The 19,514-nt window shown below is 41.3% G+C and carries 19 protein-coding genes; 14 read left to right on the forward strand and 5 right to left on the reverse strand.

Annotation, left to right across the window (positions count from 1 at the left end; all coding sequences use genetic code 11):
- Nucleotides 1-35: 35 nt before the first annotated feature.
- From DFO72_RS18625 to DFO72_RS18630, 3 genes are all read right to left on the reverse strand, one after another.
- Nucleotides 36-221, reverse strand: a complete 186-nt coding sequence (locus tag DFO72_RS18625; protein WP_113883371.1) for a DUF3813 domain-containing protein — start codon at nt 219-221, stop codon at nt 36-38.
- A 2-nt stretch (nt 222-223) separates the two neighbouring features.
- Nucleotides 224-376: a hypothetical protein gene (locus tag DFO72_RS29580; protein WP_009331255.1), complete on the reverse strand. Its 153-nt coding sequence runs from the start codon at nt 374-376 to the stop codon at nt 224-226.
- Between the two features lie 129 nt (nt 377-505).
- Nucleotides 506-1,324 carry a Cof-type HAD-IIB family hydrolase gene (locus DFO72_RS18630; RefSeq protein ID WP_113883370.1) on the reverse strand — a complete coding sequence of 273 codons (819 nt, stop codon included), beginning with the start codon at nt 1,322-1,324 and terminating at the stop codon, nt 506-508.
- A 280-nt stretch (nt 1,325-1,604) separates the two neighbouring features.
- Between DFO72_RS18630 and DFO72_RS18635 the strand changes: the two genes are divergently transcribed.
- The 3 genes from DFO72_RS18635 to DFO72_RS18645 all read left to right on the forward strand — a co-directional run bounded on the left by DFO72_RS18635 (nt 1,605) and on the right by DFO72_RS18645 (nt 4,114).
- Complete coding sequence (locus tag DFO72_RS18635) at nt 1,605-2,372, forward strand: alpha/beta fold hydrolase (RefSeq protein WP_113883369.1); 768 nt, start codon at nt 1,605-1,607, stop codon at nt 2,370-2,372.
- A gap of 77 nt (nt 2,373-2,449) precedes the next feature.
- Entirely contained in the window at nt 2,450-2,758 is a 309-nt protein-coding gene (locus tag DFO72_RS18640; RefSeq protein ID WP_113883368.1) for a metal-sulfur cluster assembly factor, read from the forward strand.
- A gap of 231 nt (nt 2,759-2,989) precedes the next feature.
- Nucleotides 2,990-4,114, forward strand: coding sequence for a TIGR04053 family radical SAM/SPASM domain-containing protein (locus DFO72_RS18645; RefSeq protein WP_113883367.1), 1,125 nt, complete (start codon nt 2,990-2,992; stop codon nt 4,112-4,114).
- Nucleotides 4,115-4,144: 30 nt separating this feature from the next.
- On the opposite strand, the gene DFO72_RS18650 is transcribed toward DFO72_RS18645, so the two are convergent.
- On the reverse strand, nt 4,145-4,846 hold the full coding sequence (locus tag DFO72_RS18650) for a Crp/Fnr family transcriptional regulator (RefSeq protein ID WP_113883366.1): 702 nt from the start codon (nt 4,844-4,846) through the stop codon (nt 4,145-4,147).
- Between the two features lie 286 nt (nt 4,847-5,132).
- Between DFO72_RS18650 and moaA the strand changes: the two genes are divergently transcribed.
- Nucleotides 5,133-6,149: a GTP 3',8-cyclase MoaA gene (gene moaA, locus DFO72_RS18655; protein WP_113883365.1), complete on the forward strand. Its 1,017-nt coding sequence runs from the start codon at nt 5,133-5,135 to the stop codon at nt 6,147-6,149.
- Between the two features lie 111 nt (nt 6,150-6,260).
- On the opposite strand, the gene ric is transcribed toward moaA, so the two are convergent.
- Complete coding sequence (ric, locus tag DFO72_RS18660; RefSeq protein ID WP_113883364.1) at nt 6,261-6,953, reverse strand: iron-sulfur cluster repair di-iron protein; 693 nt, start codon at nt 6,951-6,953, stop codon at nt 6,261-6,263.
- Nucleotides 6,954-7,177: 224 nt separating this feature from the next.
- Here ric and DFO72_RS18665 point away from each other — a divergent pair, with 224 nt between their 5' ends.
- From DFO72_RS18665 to argF, 10 genes are all read left to right on the forward strand, one after another.
- The gene (locus DFO72_RS18665) at nt 7,178-8,443 is read left to right on the forward strand and encodes a molybdopterin molybdotransferase MoeA (RefSeq protein ID WP_113883363.1); all 1,266 of its coding nucleotides are present in this window, start codon (nt 7,178-7,180) and stop codon (nt 8,441-8,443) included.
- Entirely contained in the window at nt 8,431-8,973 is a 543-nt protein-coding gene (gene mobB, locus DFO72_RS18670; protein WP_113883362.1) for a molybdopterin-guanine dinucleotide biosynthesis protein B, read from the forward strand. Before DFO72_RS18665 ends, mobB begins: the two co-directional genes overlap by 13 nt.
- A 161-nt stretch (nt 8,974-9,134) precedes the next feature.
- Nucleotides 9,135-9,854, forward strand: coding sequence for a YwiC-like family protein (locus DFO72_RS18675; RefSeq protein WP_113883361.1), 720 nt, complete (start codon nt 9,135-9,137; stop codon nt 9,852-9,854).
- A 203-nt stretch (nt 9,855-10,057) separates the two neighbouring features.
- On the forward strand, nt 10,058-11,089 hold the full coding sequence (gene argC / locus DFO72_RS18680) for an N-acetyl-gamma-glutamyl-phosphate reductase (RefSeq protein WP_113883360.1): 1,032 nt from the start codon (nt 10,058-10,060) through the stop codon (nt 11,087-11,089).
- 13 nt (nt 11,090-11,102) lie between these two features.
- Entirely contained in the window at nt 11,103-12,332 is a 1,230-nt protein-coding gene (gene argJ, locus DFO72_RS18685) for a bifunctional ornithine acetyltransferase/N-acetylglutamate synthase (RefSeq protein WP_113883359.1), read from the forward strand.
- Nucleotides 12,333-12,344: 12 nt separating this feature from the next.
- Complete coding sequence (gene argB, locus DFO72_RS18690; RefSeq protein WP_113883358.1) at nt 12,345-13,118, forward strand: acetylglutamate kinase; 774 nt, start codon at nt 12,345-12,347, stop codon at nt 13,116-13,118.
- Nucleotides 13,115-14,272 (forward strand): acetylornithine transaminase, encoded by a 1,158-nt coding sequence (locus DFO72_RS18695; RefSeq protein ID WP_113883357.1) that lies wholly within the window; start codon nt 13,115-13,117, stop codon nt 14,270-14,272. The genes argB and DFO72_RS18695 overlap by 4 nt, the downstream gene beginning before the upstream one ends.
- Before the next feature lie 77 nt (nt 14,273-14,349).
- On the forward strand, nt 14,350-15,429 hold the full coding sequence (locus DFO72_RS18700; protein ID WP_113883356.1) for a carbamoyl phosphate synthase small subunit: 1,080 nt from the start codon (nt 14,350-14,352) through the stop codon (nt 15,427-15,429).
- On the forward strand, nt 15,422-18,547 hold the full coding sequence (locus tag DFO72_RS18705) for a carbamoyl phosphate synthase large subunit (RefSeq protein WP_113883355.1): 3,126 nt from the start codon (nt 15,422-15,424) through the stop codon (nt 18,545-18,547). The genes DFO72_RS18700 and DFO72_RS18705 overlap by 8 nt, the downstream gene beginning before the upstream one ends.
- Nucleotides 18,544-19,500 (forward strand): ornithine carbamoyltransferase, encoded by a 957-nt coding sequence (argF, locus tag DFO72_RS18710; RefSeq protein WP_113883354.1) that lies wholly within the window; start codon nt 18,544-18,546, stop codon nt 19,498-19,500. Before DFO72_RS18705 ends, argF begins: the two co-directional genes overlap by 4 nt.
- The last annotated feature ends 14 nt before the right edge of the window (nt 19,501-19,514 follow it).

Raw genomic sequence — 19,514 nt, forward strand, 5'->3', positions numbered from 1 at the left:
AGAAGCTGGCAGCCATCGAGGCTGCCAGCTTTTTTTTAGCGATTCTGCGAATATTGTTCAAGCTCCTGCTGCATCTCCCGCAGCTGTGCCTGTTCAGCCACCGTGGAATTGGCAAACGCGGAACTTAAAGCATTTTTCGCGCGGAAAACAGTTTCTTCGCCTGCAGAATTTTTAGCTATTTCCACATATTTTCTGGCTTCCTGAAATAATCTGTTTCCCATCGTTATATTCCTCCGAGGGATGATTCTTTCACATTAGCTAATTTTTGGGCTTCCGCCTCTGCATAGGTCATGTGGTACGGGATACGCTCATCATGCTTACTAACAGTATCAACACCCTGTTGTACGAAGCGTTTTGATTTATTACGTTTACCCATTCGAATCCCCTCCATGAAAGAGTTTAAAGCAGCATCGTGCTGCTCCATCCTTTAGTATGCTCTATAGGAATGATTTAAAAAGGGAATTTAATGGACTGGCTACTATTTAATTCTTTTTGTTTCATTTGCTTACAGTGCTTTAAGGTTTAATAATTCATTTAAATAGATTCCGATTCCATCTTCCTCGTTGGTTAAAGTGACTTCATTGGCAATATTTTTCACCTGGTCGATAGCATTGCCCATGGCAATCCCGTAGCCTGCAAATTCAAGCATTTCAAGATCATTGTCTTCATCACCGAAAGCTATGATCCGCTCAGGCGGTATTTGGAAGTAATTAGCTGCTTTTTGAAGGCCAACGGCTTTATTCAGCCCTGTTTTTACGATTTCAATGACATGCCATGGAGCCGCCCAGCGACGGTGGTCAATCACTTCGGCATGGACTTCAGAAAGGTGGGCTCTAATTGTTTTTACATGTTCTTCATCTGTATGGATCAGCATGCTTGTCGGATTATCATTGAGAAAATTGCGCAAATCTCCAGTAGTAATTTTGGGGTCGCCAAAACTGAAGATATCCAGAAGCTTTTCATCATGGTAATGAAGGTAAACATCATCTATAACTTCTGCTACAATATTATGAACTGTATAGCTATTAACGGCTTCGACAATTTCTTTTGCAACGTTCATTTGCAGAGGTGTGTGATAAACTCCCCAATTATGATCTTTAGGATGATGTATGTAAGCACCATTGAAATTGACAATTGGCGTAGTCAATCCCATTTCACGATAGTAAATTTCGCTGGAGCGAAATGGCCTTCCAGTGGCAATCATTACTTCATGTCCTTGTTCACGTGCCTTTTGAATAATCATTTTAGTTTTAGCTGAGATGGTTTTGTCATCTTTTAATAATGTTCCATCAAGGTCCAGTGCGATTAAATGTTTTTCTGCCATAAGATCTCCTTCTAAGCGCTCGGCACTTTTTTATAAGAATATAACTGCAGTTAGGGGACTGCAGCCAAATGCTTACCTTGAAGTATGCCCCGCTTTTCTTTTAAGTGTAAAGGTTTTGGAAAAAAAAAGTCTACATGTTAAACTGAAAATATAGAAAGAATTTACATCAAGACAAGAGCGTGCGTTTTTTACAAAATCATTCTATACATATATGTTATCAATATTATTATAATTTTGTAAAAAAATTCACTTTTGCCCAACAGGTTTAGGAGGAAGAACTGTGGTTGTTATTGAACATAAGCATATCAAAGAAATTCCTGTTCTTGAACTCGCCAGACAGGAAGTAAAAGGGGAACGCTTGCCTTTTATTATTTTCGTTCATGGCTTTACGAGTGCCAAAGAACATAATCTGCATTATGCCTATCTGCTTGCTGAAAAAGGGTTCAGGGTGGTGCTTCCGGACACCTTACTGCATGGGGAAAGATCTGAAGGTTTATCAGGAAGCGAATTAAATTTCAAGCTATGGGATATTGTTCTGAATACCATTGCTGAATTGAACATAATCAGGGAAGTCTATGAGGATGCAGATCTGATCGACCAGGGAAGAATAGGAATTGTAGGCACCTCCATGGGGGGAATAGTCACTTTAGGCGCCTTGACCCAGTATGAGTGGATCAAGGCTGCAGTAAGTCTTATGGGTATGCCGTATTATGAAAAATTTGCTCAGCTTCAGCTGGATGAATTGAAAAAGAATAATATTAAAATGCCGCTTTCCAGTGAAGAACTAGCAGATCTGCTGGGGACTTTAAGGGAGCGGGATCTAAGCCTTCAGCCTGAAAAGCTTGGAGGAAGGCCGCTTATGTTCTGGCATGGCAAAAAAGACCCGGTTGTGCCTTATTCCTATACATACCAATTTTATGAGACCATCCAGCCCTTATATAGAGACTCACCTGAAAACCTAATGTTTATATCAGATGAACAGGCAGGGCATAAAGTAAGCAGGGAAGGGCTGCTTGAAACGGTTAAATGGTTCGAGGAACATCTATAACCAACATTTTTTCAATTCATTTAAATATTTGTTAAGATAGAGAAAGAGATAAAGTAAATAATGAAGGAGTGCTAAGTATGGACCAGGATTTAAAAGACAGCATCATGGGTGCACTTGAACTAGTTGTTGACCCGGAGCTGGGGATAGATATTGTTAACTTAGGCTTAGTATATGATGTGAAAATGGAAGAAGAAGGTAAAGCTGTAGTAGATATGACTCTTACTTCCATGGGGTGCCCTTTGGCAGGAACAATTGTTGATCAAGTAAAGTCAGCATTGGCAGATATTCCGGAAGTAAAGGATACTGAAGTGAACATTGTCTGGAACCCGCCTTGGTCTAAAGATAGAATGTCCCGCTATGCAAAAATCGCACTTGGTGTACAATAAGATTTAATCTTAAAACAGCAGGAGTATTTTCCTGCTGTTTTTTTTTGTGCCCTTGCCTTGATTTCGTTGGTCACAACTCTGTAAACTCTTTGAAAATGAGCATTTGTATGTGAGATAGTTCACTTATTTAACATGCCGATTATCCTATAATAACGATGGAAAGACAAAATATAGGTTTGCATTGTGTTGATAAAACATCCAGGATTGAGGCTGTTTAAGGAGGCATCTCAAATGGGATTTGATAGAGATTTTAATAAAGACCCTTTTATTGTGATTTGGGAATTAACAAGGGCATGCCAGCTCAAATGTCTGCATTGCCGTGCGGAAGCGCAATACAGGAGAGATCCGCGAGAGCTTTCTTTTGATGAAGGAAAGTATTTGATTGACCAAATTAAGGAAATGAACAACCCTATGCTTGTTTTTACTGGTGGAGATCCATTAATGAGGCAGGATGTATTCGAAATTGCCGAATATGCTGTAAAAAAGGGCTTGCGTGTTTCAATGACGCCCAGTGCGACACCCAATGTAACGAAAGAAGCTATTGAAAAAGCCAAAGAGGTCGGCTTAGCTCGATGGGCTTTCAGCCTTGATGGGCCAAATGCGGAAATCCATGATCATTTTAGAGGTACTGCCGGTTCCTTTGATTTAACGATCGAAAGGATTAAATATTTGCACGAGCTTGAAATTCCAGTCCAGATTAATACAGTTATTTCGCGTTATAATATCGATTATCTTGAGGAAATGGCTATGGTTGCAGAAGAACTCAAATGTGTTCTTTGGAGTGTGTTCTTCCTTGTCCCAACAGGGAGAGGGCAGGAAACAGATATGATTTCTCCGGTTGAACATGAGAGGGTATTTACTTGGCTGTATAACTTAAGCAAAAAAGTTACTTTCGATATCAAGACAACAGCTGCACAGCATTACCGCCGAGTGGTCATTCAGCAAAAAATGAGGGAAGCGAAGGCTCAGAATGAGGACATCCAATATCTCGATGCACTCACACAGCAAGGGCTAACGGGTTCTATAGATGGTTTAGGCAGGGCTCCTAAAGGAGTGAATGACGGAAATGGATTTGTTTTCATTTCACATATTGGGGATGTTTATCCCAGCGGGCTGCTTCCTGTAAAAGCAGGGAATGTAAGGGAACAGCCACTTGCTGAAATATACAGGGAATCGCCAATTTTTAAAGACCTAAGAAATCCTGATAAATATAAAGGGAAATGCGGACTATGCGAGTTCCGTTATGTATGCGGGGGATCCAGGTCACGGGCATTTGCCATGACAGGGGATTATATGGAAAGCGAGCCGTTTTGTGTTTATATTCCAAAGGCACTTAGAAAGAAAGCGCCAAAGTAAAAGAAAGAGGAGTGCAGTTCAGCTGCACTCCTACTCGATGCTGCAATATACAGCAGGGCAGTTTTCACAGCCTATTTCATTTTTTAAATATTGAAGGTTTTTGACTGTGATTTTTCCATTTAGAATGGTAATGATGCCGTCTTTCTTCAGTTCACCCAGTATCCGGTTGGTGCTTTCCCTGGAGGTTCCGCAGAAATTCCCAAGCTCTTGATTCGTAAGGGGCTGATCAATGAGTATGCCCTCCTTAACCTTTATTCCATAGCTGTTAGTCATTCTGATAAGGGTTGAATACAGGGCACCTTTTTTTCCATTTAGGACGAGATCTCTAAATTTGGTCTGTGTATTACGGAAGTGGTCGCTCATCCATTTCATAAATTCATAAGCCAATGTGCTATTTTTAAATATCTCCTTTTCCAGGACATCTTTTTTTATCACAGCCACTTCACCAGTTTCAAGAACTAAAGCATTCAATAAATATTTAGGGTCACTGGTAAATAGGGTCAGCTCGCCAATAATTTCATTTTCTCCGCATAACCTGAAGGTGAGTTCTCTGCCATCTGCTGTTATCTTGCTGATTTGTATCTTGCCTGAAAGTATAATATAAAGCTCATCAGCATCCATGCCTTCTTGAAAAATGAAAGCCCCTTTAGGGGTTTTCATACGCCGGTCTGCGAAATGAAGAAGCTCTTTAATCTCTATGGAATGTGTCGGTTTAATGGCTGTACGAGCCATGTTAATCCTCCTTCATAAAACAACTGTCTTTTTTCACAATAATATCATTTGTATGGTGAAAACATTGCCGGCTTTTGTGTCTTTATTGTGGCATTTTCTATTGAAATGGCGTGTCTTTGCTATTATACAAACAATTCCCTATTAACATTGAAACGATTGTATGTTCTAATAGTAGAAGCCCTTAATTTGAGATACTGGGTTATTTCTGTTATTTTAAGGGAAAGGCTAAAATATACATCTGTATAGAAAGCTTATTTAAGTCACTCTTTATATGGAGTTGAACAAAATGGCTAAAACAATCGTTAAAGATAAATTGGATAGACCTTTAAGAGATCTTCGCATTTCTGTCATTGACCGCTGTAATTTCCGCTGTCAATATTGCATGCCGGCAGAAATTTTCGGGCCGGATTTTGCTTTCCTTCCAAAAAATGAACTTCTGAGCTATGAAGAAATCGAACGGCTGGCTAAAATCTTTGTAAGTCTTGGAGTGGAAAAGATCAGGTTAACAGGCGGGGAACCCCTTATGAGAAAGGACATGCCTAAACTTGTAAAAATGCTTTCAGACATTGAGGGCTTAAAAGATATAGGGCTTACCACAAATGGTGTATTGCTGCCCAAACATGCGAAAGATTTAAAGGAAGCAGGACTGGTGAGGGTTAACATCAGTCTTGACAGTCTGGATGATGAGCTGTTTGGAAAAATAAACGGACGCAATGTAGGTGTAAAACCAGTTCTTAAAGGGATCGAGGCAGCAAAAGAAGCAGGGCTGGGCGTCAAGCTTAATATGGTCGTTAAAAAAGGCCTGAATGATTCTGAAATTGTCCCGATGGCTAAGTTCTGTAAAGATAACGGCTTACAGCTCCGCTTTATTGAATACATGGATGTCGGCAGTACAAACGGCTGGAAGATGGACGAGGTTGTTACCAAAAAAGAAATTTATAGCATTTTAAAGGAACACTATTTATTGGAACCGGTAGATCCGGATTATTTCGGAGAGGTTGCCAAGCGATACCGTTATAAGGGCACGGATGTGGATGTTGGGTTTATTACATCTGTTTCTGAATCTTTCTGTTCAAGCTGCACACGTTCAAGATTGTCGGCAAACGGCCAAATTTTCACATGCCTATTTAATGGAGAAGGGCATGATCTGAAGGGATTTATGAGAAAAGGCGCCACGGATGAAGAAATTACCGATCGAATTGTTAATATTTGGAAAGGTAGAAAAGACAGATATTCAGACGAACGGACTGAAGAAACCATTGCCAGCAGGAAAAAAATTGAAATGTCCTATATAGGTGGATAAAGAAAGCATGCCTTGCTATGTCATGAGAAATGGACATAGCGGGGCAGGCTTTTTATTTTGTCGTTTAACTGCAAAAAAACTGCAGCCGTTATTGGCTGCAGATCGTAATGTTTATATATATCGTGGAAATAGAATGTTATTCTCAAGGTGAACATGCATAAAGGTTTGGCTTTCCAGATCTTCCAGCCGCTTATACACGAGACGGTAAGATCCGCATGCATCTGAAGGTGGAGCATAATCTGATGTAATTTCCCTTAATTCCTTTAAAATTGAACCAGCATGATCATGCTCTTTCTCAAGCTCCCGGATATAGCTGATGATTTCTTGGCGATTTTCAACCTGAGGGTCCTCGAGCTTCAGGAGCATTGGAAAAACTGACTCTTCCTCTTTAGAAGTATGTTCAAGAAGCTCGTGCTTCAGCTCAAAGAATAATTGATGGACTTTTAATAGCTCCTTATGGCTTTCTCCATGTACTCTTGAAACCTTTGTTACATATGGGCTTAATAGTGACAGTTCCTCCTCAAGAGGACGATGATATCGATTGATGACATGTTCAATAATGTCTTCTGAAGAACTGTCTGTCCAAACCTCTAAATCATCGGTTTGGTTTTCCTTCTGAATAACCTCGTTCAATTCTTTAATCAGAATTTCCATATCTGCAGACTGCTCTGAAACTGCACGCACCAGCGGAATATTTCCACCGCAGCAAAAATCGATGCGATGCCGTTTAAAAACATCACTTGTTTTTGGAAATTCGTTTACAATATCTTTTACCAGACGGTCTTCTGTAAGATGTATAGTCATTGAATTTTCCTCCTTCTATCTTGTGAACTATCTTTAGAATAAATGAATATCCTTTTTAATTTGGTGACGGGCATCACACTTCAAGCCTTTATTTAATTTTTTTATGAAAATCATGCACATGCAAAAAAGGAATGTGTGATGATTGTCATGTTATAAGTTTTCATGTACGTTTATAATAATTGAAATAGAAAAGGCATTAAGAAAAGTACATAGGAGCTGATATAGTGCTGGAAAAAAGAACTCCCATTCCTGTTGGGGAAGCAGTAAAAAAAATCATGGCCTATCAATTAAAAGGAAGTGCAGAATACATATCCATTAATGAAAGCAACGGCCGTTTTCTGGCAGAAGACTTAAAGGCGACCCATGATGTACCTCATTTTGATCGCTCACCATATGATGGATTTGCAGTACGTTCAGCAGATACAATGGAAGCTTCAATGGAAAATCCCGCAGTATTTGAGGTAATAGATCACATTGGCGCGGGGCATGTGACTTCCAAAAACATTGGTCCATTCCAGGCCGTGAGAATTATGACGGGTGCGCAAATGCCTGAGGAATGTGATGCCGTGGTAATGCTTGAACTGGCAAAAGCATATGAAGAAGACGGTAAGAATTTTATGTCCATTAAACGCTCCTATAATCCTGGAGACAATGTTTCCTTCAAGGGCGAAGATGCGAAAAAAGGAGATTCACTGGTCAAGAAGGGGACAAAAATCAACCCGGGAATTCAGGCTATTCTTGCTACCTTTGGCTATGCCGAAGTACCGGTTGCAAAGAAGCCTGTTTTCGGATTATTTGCAACCGGTACAGAGCTATTGGAAGTACACGAACCGCTGCAGCCGGGGAAAATCAGAAACAGCAATGCCCATATGATTACAGCCCAAATTGAACGGGCCGGGGCGGAAGTTATTTATTATGGAAAGCTCCCTGATGAATTTAATACATGTTTCAATGCTGTGAAAGAAGCATTGAACAGCGTGGATATGCTGATTACTACGGGCGGTGTATCTGTTGGCGATTTTGATTATCTGCCGGGCATTTATGAAAAGCTTGGTGCAGAGATCCTTTTCAATAAAGTTGCGATGCGGCCCGGCAGTGTGACTACAGTTGCCCAGCATGAAGGGAAGCTGCTGTTTGGACTATCCGGAAATCCTTCTGCCTGCTATGTCGGGTTTGAGCTTTTTGCAAGACCGATCATCCGGAAAATGCTGTTCTCTGAGAAACCGCATTTAAGAAAAGAAACAGCAGAACTCGTGGCAGAGTTTCCAAAAGCAAACCCATTTACACGATTTGTCCGGACAGCTGTGAATTATTCAGGAGGCAGACTTGTTGCGGCGCCAAGCGGAGTGGATAAATCAAACATTGTAATGAGTCTCGCTGGCGCGAATTCACTAATGATTCTGCCTGGCGGAACCAGAGGCTATGGCAAGGGCGACATTGTTGAGGTGCTTTTGCTTGAGGACCATGAAGGAAGCGAATGGCCATGGTAAGTAAAGCTGTTATTTTTCAGGTATCCGGCTATCAAAACAGCGGAAAAACAACATTGGTAAGCAAAATAATTTCCGGATTAAAAAGAAATGGCCTTTCTGCCGTTACCATTAAGCATCATGGTCATGGCGGCAAACCCGAAACCCCAGAAGGAAAGGATTCCAGCAATCATATTGAATCAGGAGCAGCTGCTTCAATTGTTGAAGGTGGAGGCAGACTGCTTTTACAAGCTGAGAAGAAAAGCTGGAGCCTGGACGAGCAAATTAAGATTGCCATGCAGCTGCATCCTGACGTTGTGCTTATAGAAGGTCATAAAAAGGCTTCATATCCAAAAGCACTCCTGCTCAGAAGTGATGAAGATATGTACCTTATGGAGGAACTGACAAATATCTGTGCACTCTTCTCCTGGGAAGATAAATTGATTAAGCACAAGGCTGCAGATTTGGACACTCCGTTTTTCAGCATCCATGATCCAATAGGTACTGATTGGATTATTGAGTATTTAGTGAGCGAAAGTAAGAAAAGGAAATAAGATTATGCAAAACAGCCCATTCTATTTTAGGCTGTTTTTAATAATTCTCAAAAAAGTTGAACGTTTTGTGGCGATATTGTTTACCAGTGATAATCTTCACTTATTATTTACCGCGAAAATTATATATTATTGGCAGAAAGCAGCGGGGAGGTATTATATAGGTGAAGTTATTTATGCCAAAACAGCATGGAGCCTGGGCGATGCTGATCCTGCCATTTTGGCTCGGAGCGGCTGCATCTGATATTATTTGGTCTCATATCCCATTTTTTTTAGGATGGATTTTATTATATCTGGCTACTTATCCGGGCCTTCTTCTATTTAAAAGAAAAAAGATAGCTTTTTATGAAAAGTGGGTTATTATTTATCTGGTTCCGGCTATTTTACTGCTATTATTTCCTATAATGGCAAGGCCTTCGATTATCATATTTGGACTTCTTATGATTCCTTTTTTTATCATTAATGCGCGCTATTCGTCCAATAACAGAGATAGGGCATTGGGTAACGATTTTAGTGCCATTTGTGCCTTTTCAACAGCAGGCCTTGCGAGCAGCTACTTGCCGTATGGGGAAATTACACCGCTGGCCTGGACAGTATTTGTAGCTTCCATTTTATTTTTTGCCGGAAGCACCTTCTATGTAAAATCAATGATCAGGGAAAAGAAAAACATTTCCTACAAATGGATTTCGTGGATCTTTCATGCTGCGGTACCGATTCTCTGGCTGCCCGCAGGTGGTTGGATTGTATCTGCAGCGTTTCTTCCCAGCCTTTTTCGGTCCATTGCATTTTATGGGAAATCATTTACACCTAAAAAAATTGGGATATATGAAATTGCGAATGCAGCCATATTCTTTTTCATGTTATTACTTGCCATTTATAATTAAAGACCGGCCTGACAAGGCCGGTTTTTCAATTTGTTCAGAAATGTTATTTAGCTGTGCCGAGTAAAAATAAATATTAGAAATCTTTAAAACTTCAGTAAAATAGGTTGCATTTTTTTCTTTCAGTTTCTATAATAAGAGAAACACAAATTCATAAATATGTATATAAATGATTAAATATACAATAGAGTGTGGAAGGAGCAATTATGAACGTTTCAATTATCGGAACAACCGGATATGGGGGTGCGGAATTGCTCCGTATCCTTAAACAGCATCCGGAATTTAAAATTAAATCGATTCATTCAACGAAAGAAGATCTCCCCATTTGGAATGAATATCCCCATCTATATGAAATCATTGACAAGAACTTACAGGGGATTGATTCAGTTCAAATAGCAGATCAGTCTGATATTGTTTTTCTGGCTACACCATCTGGAGTATCAGGGAAACTTGCTGAAAATTTTTCAGGCAAGAATATAAAGGTAATTGACCTTTCCGGTGATCTTCGAATCCCAGCTCAAGCCTATCTGGAGTGGTATAAACACGCTCCTGCAAACGAATCTCTCGTAGAAAAAGCAGTATATGGGCTTCCTGAGTGGCATCATGACGAAATAGCTTCTGCAGAAATCATATCTAATCCTGGATGCTATCCAACAGCTGCTCTGCTAAGCCTTGCACCAGTTGTAAAAGAAAATTTAATAAAACCCGATAGCATTGTTGTCGATGCAAAATCCGGCGTGTCAGGGGCAGGAAGGGCGCTTTCGAGATCAACTAGCTATGCAGAAGCTAATGAAAACCTGCGTGTTTATAAGGTAAACCAGCATCAGCATACACCTGAGATCGAGCAGCAGCTGATGAAATGGAATTCCGCTCTAAAGCCGATCACATTTACGACCCATCTTCTTCCTATTACAAGAGGCATTATGACAACCAGCTATGTTCAGCTGACAAAAGATTACACATCTTCTCAAATTCTTGAACTTTATCAATCAGTCTATGAAAAACAGCCATTTATTCGAATTCGTCCTGAAAATTCATTCCCTTCCGTTAAAGAGGTGGCAGGCTCTAATTTTTGCGATATAGGTGTCCATGTGGATTCCAGAACGGGCAGACTGACAATAGTTTCAGTGATTGATAATTTAATGAAGGGTGCTGCCGGGCAGGCTGTACAAAATGCCAATATTATGAGCGGATTGGATGAATCAGCGGGTCTCGGATTTGTTCCGCTCTATCCATAAGGAGGAAAGATAAATGCAATTAGTATCTCAAACTGAAGTAACCGAACTGCCGACAGGAAGCATCATAACACCGAAAGGATTTACAGCAGCTGGCGTACATGCAGGGCTGCGCTATTCAAAAAAGGACCTGGGAATTATATTGAGCGATACTCCTGCACAATGTGCAGCTGTCTATACAACAAGCCATTTTCAGGCTGCCCCTCTAAAAGTTACACAGGAAAGCATTGCAGCGGAAGGCATCATTCAGGCTGTCATTGTAAATAGTGCATGTGCCAATGCCTGTACAGGGGACCAGGGGCTAAAGGACGCCTATCAAATGAGAAAATCAGCTGCAGATAAATTCAATTTAAAGGAACAGCATGTGGCGGTTGCCTCCACTGGTGTCATTGGGGAGTATATGCAGATGGATAAGATAGAAGAGGGCATTAAGATGCTGAATCCCGGCAATGAGGCATTACACTCAGAGGATTTTCAAACAGCCATATTAACAACGGATTTAGTGATGAAGAAATGCTGCTATTCGGCAGTAATCGATGGGAAAACCGTTACTATGGGCGGATCGGCAAAGGGGTCTGGAATGATTCATCCCAATATGGCAACCATGCTTGCGTTTATCACTACAGATGCAAATATAGACTGCAGCGATTTGCAATCTACCTTAAAACAGGTTACCGATCGAACGTTCAATCAGATAACCGTTGATGGAGATACCTCAACTAATGATATGGTAATGGTCATGGCTAATGGAACAAGCGGTATAAATAAACTTTCGCCGGATCATCCAGATTGGGATGTTTTTATACAGATGCTTTCTCAAACAAGTGAAAGTCTTGCTAAACAGATTGCAAAAGATGGTGAGGGAGCAACAAAGCTGATAGAAGTGGAGGTATCGGGGACAAAAACGGATGACGATGCAAGAATGATTGCTAAACAGATTGTCGGATCGAATCTTGTTAAAACTGCTATATATGGAGCGGATGCCAATTGGGGCAGGATTATCGGGGCTATCGGACAAAGCCAGCCAGCTCTTAATCCTTCTTCGGTAGATATCGCAATTGGACCTATAGTCATGCTGAAAAATAGTGTTCCACTGGCATTTTCTGAAAAAGATGCAAAAGAGTACTTATCCAATGCCGCCATTCAGATTACTGTGGATCTTCATCAGGGAGCAGGCAAAGGGAAAGCCTGGGGATGTGACTTATCCTATGATTATGTCAAAATCAATGCAAGTTATCGTACCTGAGGGGGATGCCAATTGAAAAGTATAGTCATTAAGTGCGGGGGCAGTGTAATGGAAGAGCTGGGTGAAGCTTTCTTTGATAGTCTTTTAGAGTTGAAGAAGGAAGAATACCAGATTGTTTTCGTTCATGGAGGAGGCCCGGCAATTAACAGCATGCTTGAACTTTATAATATCCCTCATGAATTTGTTAATGGGCTAAGAAAAACGACTCCGGAAGTCTTGGAGGTAGCAGAGATGGTTTTGTCAGGACAATCCAACCGCAAACTTACCTCAATGATCGAACTGCATGGTTTGAGAGGGTTTGGCGTAAATGGCAGTGATGCGGGATTACTAAAGGCAGAATTTATCAATCAGGATGAGCTTGGACTGGTTGGCGAAATAACGGCAGTTAATCAGTCGGTACTGGAAATGTTATTTAACGAAGACCTGATCCCTGTCATTACTCCAATTGGGGCTGCAGAAGGCGGCACGAAATTGAATATTAATGCCGACTATGCGGCGGCGGCCGTTGCCAATGCCATTAAAGCTGAACATTGTATCTTTGTAACGGATGTAAAAGGAATTTTCATTGACGGTAACCTCTCTCCTCAGCTTGACGCGGATGAAATTGAACAGCATATTAACGATAAAAAAATTACAGGCGGAATGATTCCAAAGGTTACCTCTGCCTTGAACCTAATCAGCAAAGGGTTAAATAGCGTAATGATTGTATCAGGAAAAGAAAAGTTTTATGAGGAAGGGATTTGGTTCGGTACGAATGTATCTGCCAAGAAGGAGGTCTTAACTTGAGTAATCTATTTCCAACGTATGCCCGGTGGGACGTAGAGCCGGAAAAAGCAGAAGGAAGCTATCTTTTTGATAAAAATGGGAAGCGTTATTTGGACTTCACCTCAGGAATAGGGGTATGCAATCTTGGCCACCGTCCGGCAGCTGTACAAAAATCAATCAATGAACAGCTGGATAAATTCTGGCACGTTTCAAATTTATTCGAACAGAATCAGCAGGAGGATGCTGCAAAGACTCTCTCTGAAGCTGCGGGCATGGACCTTGTATTCTTTGCCAACAGCGGAGCGGAAGCAAATGAAGCAGCGATTAAGCTTGCAAGAAAAGCTTCGAAACGGAAAAAAATCATTACCTTTCAGCAATCATTCCACGGGAGAACCTTTGCCACTATGGCTGCAACGGGCCAGGAAAAAATTAAAAAAGGCTATGGTTCCATGCTTGAGACTTTTAAGTATGTTCCTTTTAACGATATTAATGCGTTGAAGGAAGAGATTGACGAGGAAACAGCGGCCGTAATGCTGGAAATTGTACAGGGTGAAGGCGGGATTCACATTGGGAATCAGGAGTTTCTTACAAAAACTGAGGAACTTTGCAAAGAATATGGAGCGCTGCTGATTGTAGATGAAATTCAGACCGGCATAGGCAGAACGGGCAAAGCCTTTGGATTTCAGCATTTTGACCTTAATCCCGATATCGTAACCGCTGCTAAAGGCCTGGGAAGCGGATTGCCAATAGGCGCTGTGATTGGAAAAAGAGCATTAGAAGAAGTATTTGGGCCAGGAAGCCATGGATCAACATTCGGCGGGAACCCGATCAGCATTGCAGCAGCTATTGCTACAATGAAGACAGTATTTGATGATGATTTTTTACAGGAAGTTCAGGAAAAGAGTGTATATCTTGCTGACAAATTGGCAGGATCGCTTGAACAGATTGCAGCTGTTAAGGAGCTTCGCTATCTTGGTTTGATGGTCGGTATTGAATCAGATATCCCCCTTCCATCTTTGTTAAAGGAATTAAGAGCCAATTGCTTGCTGGCTTTGCCTGCAGGGGAAAATGTATTGCGGCTGCTGCCTCCGCTGACAGCATCAAAATCTGAAATAGATGAAGCGGTTCAAATTCTGCAATCCACACTAAAGGAATTTTCAAAATCAGCTGTTTAAGCTGTATTATTTTTCAAGTGTATGAATAAAAATTAAAACAGTTATATAAATATACAGATAGCTTCGAGGTGTTGATAATGGAAGGATACCTTCATTTAAATAGCGGCCATTCCTATAAGGGCCAATGGCTGACGGATAAGCCTGAAAAGGATATAGAAGGGGAAATCGTTTTTTTTACAGGAATGACAGGCTACCAGGAAGTATTGACAGATCCTTCTTATAAGGACCAAATTATTGTGTTTACGTATCCTTTAATTGGAAACTACGGAATAAATGAGTCTGATTTTGAGAGCAAGAAACCTCATGTGGCAGGGGTTATTGTTTATGAAGGAAGCAGAAATCCTTCGCATTACAAATCGGCTTATTCGCTTCAGGAATACCTTCATAAATGGAATATTCCATTATTAGGGCATATGGATACCCGATCAATTGTAAAGAAAATACGTTCAGAAGGCAGCATGCCGGCAAAAATATCTTCTTCGGAAACGGCACCCGCCGGATTGCTGCTTCCAAAGGATGAAAAAGTTTGTAAAGTATCTTCGCAAACTATGGAGTGTTTTGGAGAGGGAAGCATTCATATAGTTGTCATCGATTTTGGCGCTAAAAAGTCAATTGTGGATTCCTTGCTGAAAAGAGCGTGCAGGGTTACATCTGTTCCTTACAACACAAGTTTTGAACAGATAAAAAAACTAAATCCAGACGGTGTAGTGCTTTCAAACGGGCCTGGAGATCCTAAAGAATTAAAAAGCATCCTCCCGGAATTAAAAAGGGTGCTGGAGCAGTACCCGGCATTGGGAATTTGTCTTGGACACCAGCTGGCTGCTTTAGCATTTGGAGGCAACACAAAAAAACTGTCCTTTGGCCATAGGGGTGCCAACCACCCGATTGCGGACATGAAGAAGGGTACAGTCTATATGTCATCACAAAATCATAGCTATGTGGTTGATGAAGAAAGCATAAAAGATACAGGGTTTAAAACCCGCTATGTAAACCTTCATGACCAGTCAATTGAGGGACTAATGCATAAGGTCCTGCCAATCCATACGGTGCAATTCCACCCGGAAGCCCATCCGGGACCTGCAGATGGTGATTATATTTTTGATGAGTTTAAGAACATGATTCAAGAGGAGAATAGGAGAGTTTTCGCTTATGCCTAAAGACACCAGCATCCAATCCATATTAGTAATCGGCTCCGGCCCGATTGTCATCGGGCAGGCGGCAGAATTTGATTACGCAGGAACACAGGCCTGCGCAGCATTAAAGGAAGAAGGCTATAAGGTTATCCTTGTTAATAACAATCCGGCTACCATTATGTCTGACAAAGCTTTTGCAGACAAAGTCTACTTTGAACCGATGACAGCTGACAGCCTTGAGAAGATTATAAAGAAAGAACGTCCCGATGGCCTGCTTGCCACCCTGGGAGGCCAGACAGGCTTGAATCTTGCTTTTAAACTGAGTGAATCAGGTGTGCTCGAACATTATGGAGTGAAGCTTTTGGGCAGCAGCATTGAATCCATTAAGAAAGGTGAAGACCGGGAAGCTTTTCGTAAGCTGATGAACGAGCTTAACGAACCTGTTCCCGAAAGCATCATTGTCCATGAAGTAAATGAAGCCATCCAATTTGCCCGCGAAATTGGATTTCCTATTATCGTCCGTCCAGCTTATACTCTTGGCGGAACAGGCGGAGGCATAGCAGGAGATTTTGATGAACTGACCTCTCTGGTCCAGGGCGGCTTAAAAGAGAGTGCGATCAGCCAATGCCTTGTTGAAAAAAGCATAGCAGGATTTAAGGAAATAGAATACGAGGTCATGCGGGATTCACAGAATACGTGCATCACTATTTGCAATATGGAAAATATTGATCCCGTTGGGGTTCATACCGGTGATTCAATTGTTGTGGCACCTTCACAAACCTTAACAGATGATGAGTATCAGATGCTGAGATCAGCATCAATTAAGATCATTTCAGAGCTTGGCATTATTGGAGGGTGCAACATTCAGTTTGCCCTTGATCCGCATAGCAAGAATTATTACTTGATTGAAGTAAATCCCAGAGTCAGCAGGTCATCTGCCCTTGCTTCCAAAGCAACAGGCTATCCAATTGCCAGAATGGCTGCAAAGCTTGCCGTCGGGTATACCTTATCGGAAATTATCAACCCTGTAACAGGAGATACTTTCGCAAGCTTTGAACCAGCTCTGGATTATGTCATCGTTAAGTTTCCAAAATGGCCTTTTGATAAATTTCCTTCAGCAGACCGCAAACTAGGAACGCAGATGAAAGCAACCGGAGAAGTAATGGGCATTGACCGGAATCTGGAACGGGCTCTCTTAAAGGCAATCCATTCACTTGAAGTGAAGGGAAATGATTTGAAATCACCTGGCTTATCAGCTAAATCGATTTCCTCACTTGAGGAACTGCTGTTAAAGCAGACTGATGAAAGATTTTTTACCGTGATTGAATTAATCCGTAGAAATTACTCATTGGAAGCTTTACACTATATCACAAAAATTGATTATTTCTATCTCAATATACTCAATGAAATGGTAGAGCTGGAAAGACAAATTTCTGCTTTAACACTTGATGAAGCAACAAATGAAGAGCTGCAGCTATTTAAGGAAAAGGGTTTCAGTGATAAGTTTCTTGCATTGGAATGGAAAGTTGCGGAGAAAGCAGTCAGGGACAAACGCAAAAAGGCTGGCATTCTTCCTGCCTATAAAATGGTTGACACATGTGCAGCTGAATTCGAAGCACAATCAAATTATTATTACTCCAGTTATTTTGGCGAAAATGAACAAGTAAAGAGTGATAAGAGGAAAGTCCTGATTATCGGAAGCGGCCCCATCAGAATTGGCCAGGGCATTGAATTTGATTATTGCTCCGTCCAGGGAGTATTTGCTCTGAGGGATGAAGGCGTCGAGACAATCATGATCAATAATAACCCTGAAACTGTAAGCACGGATTTTACAACCGCTGACAGGCTTTATTTTGAACCGCTAATTCTTGAGGATATCTTAAATGTGATTGAAGCAGAAGGGATTTCAGAAGCCATTGTGCAGCTTGGCGGGCAGACAGCTCTGAATCTGGCATCCGAACTTGAAAGTTATGGTGTTACCCTGCTCGGAACTGACTCAAATACCATTGATGCATTAGAGGATCGGAAGCTTTTTTATCAGCTATTGGATGATTTGAATATCCCGAGGATAAAGGGAGATGTTGTCCACTCAGAAGCAGAGCTAAAAGAAGCAGCTGAAAACATTGGATTCCCGATTCTTGTCCGCCCATCCTATGTTATTGGAGGCAGAGGAATGGAACGTATTTCTTCACCAGTTGAGCTGGAGGGTTATTTGGAGAAAAGTGATGTCCCTTATCCGATTTTAATTGATCAATTCGTGCATGCTTCAGAAGCTGAGCTTGATCTGGCAGCAGACGGAAATCATATCTGTGCACCTGCAATTATGGAGCATATTGAAAAAACGGGTGTTCACTCTGGCGACAGCATGTCCGTTCTCCCCCCGCAAAATCTTTCAGAAACTGTGCAGAAGAAAATGCTAGCCTATGCAAAAGCCATTGTGCAAAAGCTCCGGTATAAAGGACTCATGAATATTCAGTATATCGTTAATGGCGAAGAGGTATTTATTCTTGAAATAAACCCTCGTGCAAGCAGAACTGTACCAATTATCAGCAAGGTCACAGGCGTACAGCTGGTGGAGATTGCGACAAAAATATTGCTTGGGAAATATAGTTTGTCGAAAGATGAAATTCCGGCTGCTGCAAAACTCCCATTTGTATGTGTGAAATTCCCGGTTTTCTCTAATTATGCCTTAAAGGGATTGGACAGCAAAGTGGGTCCTGAAATGAAATCAACTGGAGAGGCCATTTCACTTGCACCAAATTTTGAGGCAGCAATCAGAAAGTCTTTCCATGCTGGTTTAAATGGTGCTAAAGGCAAATGTGTCGTAATTGCAAACTCTCCAGAAACAGAAGAATTAACTCATTATATTAATAAGGCTAAAGTAGTGCCTGTTTTTCTGACTCAAGACAATATGGATTGGAGTGCCCAGGAAACCTTCGCCTTATATAATCCTGGCATAAGTGAAGAAGATAAAAGAATGAGAGAAATGGGAACCAAAAACAGAATTTTGACTTTCAGCGAAAAAGAAACGCTTATTGCATTATTAAAATCAATGTCTGCTGGCGAGTGGGATGTTAAATCCATTGAAGATTGGCAGGGCATTAAAAATAATACTGGAGAAAAGGAAGTGGGCGTCCTATGATTTCAATTCAGGCTGCTGATAACAGTATAAATATAAAAGGAAAAGACTTTCTAACACTTGCAGACTTTTCATCAGAGGAGATTAAGAGTCTGCTGGAAAAAGCAAAGCAATTAAAAGAAGCCCATCTGCAGGGTGCAGAAACATCCATCCTAAAAGGCAAAATTCTTGGGATGATTTTTGAAAAGTCATCAACACGTACAAGAATTTCCTTTGAGGCAGGTATGCTGCAGCTTGGGGGCCATGCCTTATATTTAAACAGCCAGGACCTGCAGCTTGGAAGAGGTGAAAGCATTGCGGATACAGCTAAAGTGCTTTCACAGTATGTTGATGCGATTATGATCCGCACTTTCTCCCATACGAAGATCCAGGAACTGGCTCATCATGCGGACATACCGGTCATTAACGGCTTGACCGATCTTTATCATCCGTGCCAGGCTCTTGCCGATCTGCTTACAATCGAAGAGAAAAATGGGGAGTTAAAAGGGCAAAACCTGGTATATGTAGGCGATGGCAATAATGTGGCCCATTCTTTAATGATTGCTTCTGCCAAGATGGGGGTAAATATCACGATTGCCTGTCCTGCAGGGTATGAGCCAGATAAATCTGTTCTCCAGCAATCACAAGAGTTTGCCGGACAAAGCGGTTCAAAGGTAGTGATAACGTCTAAACCTGAAGAAGCGGTTGCTAATGCCGATGCCATCTATACAGATGTCTGGACGAGCATGGGTCAGGAAGCAGAGAATGAACAGAGGCTGAAAGACTTTGCTGATTATCAGGTTAATGAATATCTTGTCCAAAAAGCCAAAAAAGATTATGTCTTTTTGCATTGCCTGCCTGCCCATCGGGGTGAGGAAGTTACAGCGGGGGTCATTGATGGAAACAATTCTGCTGTCTTTCAGCAGGCTGGAAACAGACTTCATGTTCAAAAAGCCATTCTTTCAGAGATACTATAATGGAAAAGCCTTCT

This window comes from Cytobacillus oceanisediminis, assembly GCF_004366035.1.
GTDB classification, from domain to species: Bacteria; Bacillota; Bacilli; order Bacillales; family Cytobacillaceae; genus Cytobacillus; species Cytobacillus oceanisediminis_C.

Bases quoted from the DNA above. Each gene is read 5' to 3' on its own strand.
- DFO72_RS18700 (WP_113883356.1), top strand. From the start codon at position 14,350: ATGGAAGGATACCTTCATTTAAATAGCGGCCATTCCTATAAGGGCCAA.
- ric (WP_113883364.1), bottom strand. From the start codon at position 6,953: ATGACTATACATCTTACAGAAGACCGTCTGGTAAAAGATATTGTAAAC.
- DFO72_RS18630 (WP_113883370.1), bottom strand. From the start codon at position 1,324: ATGGCAGAAAAACATTTAATCGCACTGGACCTTGATGGAACATTATTA.
- argC (WP_113883360.1), top strand. From the start codon at position 10,058: ATGAACGTTTCAATTATCGGAACAACCGGATATGGGGGTGCGGAATTG.
- DFO72_RS29580 (WP_009331255.1), bottom strand. From the start codon at position 376: ATGGGTAAACGTAATAAATCAAAACGCTTCGTACAACAGGGTGTTGAT.
- DFO72_RS18645 (WP_113883367.1), top strand. From the start codon at position 2,990: ATGGGATTTGATAGAGATTTTAATAAAGACCCTTTTATTGTGATTTGG.
- DFO72_RS18650 (WP_113883366.1), bottom strand. From the start codon at position 4,846: ATGGCTCGTACAGCCATTAAACCGACACATTCCATAGAGATTAAAGAG.
- moaA (WP_113883365.1), top strand. From the start codon at position 5,133: ATGGCTAAAACAATCGTTAAAGATAAATTGGATAGACCTTTAAGAGAT.
- DFO72_RS18705 (WP_113883355.1), top strand. From the start codon at position 15,422: ATGCCTAAAGACACCAGCATCCAATCCATATTAGTAATCGGCTCCGGC.
- mobB (WP_113883362.1), top strand. From the start codon at position 8,431: ATGGCCATGGTAAGTAAAGCTGTTATTTTTCAGGTATCCGGCTATCAA.
- DFO72_RS18640 (WP_113883368.1), top strand. From the start codon at position 2,450: ATGGACCAGGATTTAAAAGACAGCATCATGGGTGCACTTGAACTAGTT.
- argF (WP_113883354.1), top strand. From the start codon at position 18,544: ATGATTTCAATTCAGGCTGCTGATAACAGTATAAATATAAAAGGAAAA.
- argJ (WP_113883359.1), top strand. From the start codon at position 11,103: ATGCAATTAGTATCTCAAACTGAAGTAACCGAACTGCCGACAGGAAGC.
- DFO72_RS18625 (WP_113883371.1), bottom strand. From the start codon at position 221: ATGGGAAACAGATTATTTCAGGAAGCCAGAAAATATGTGGAAATAGCT.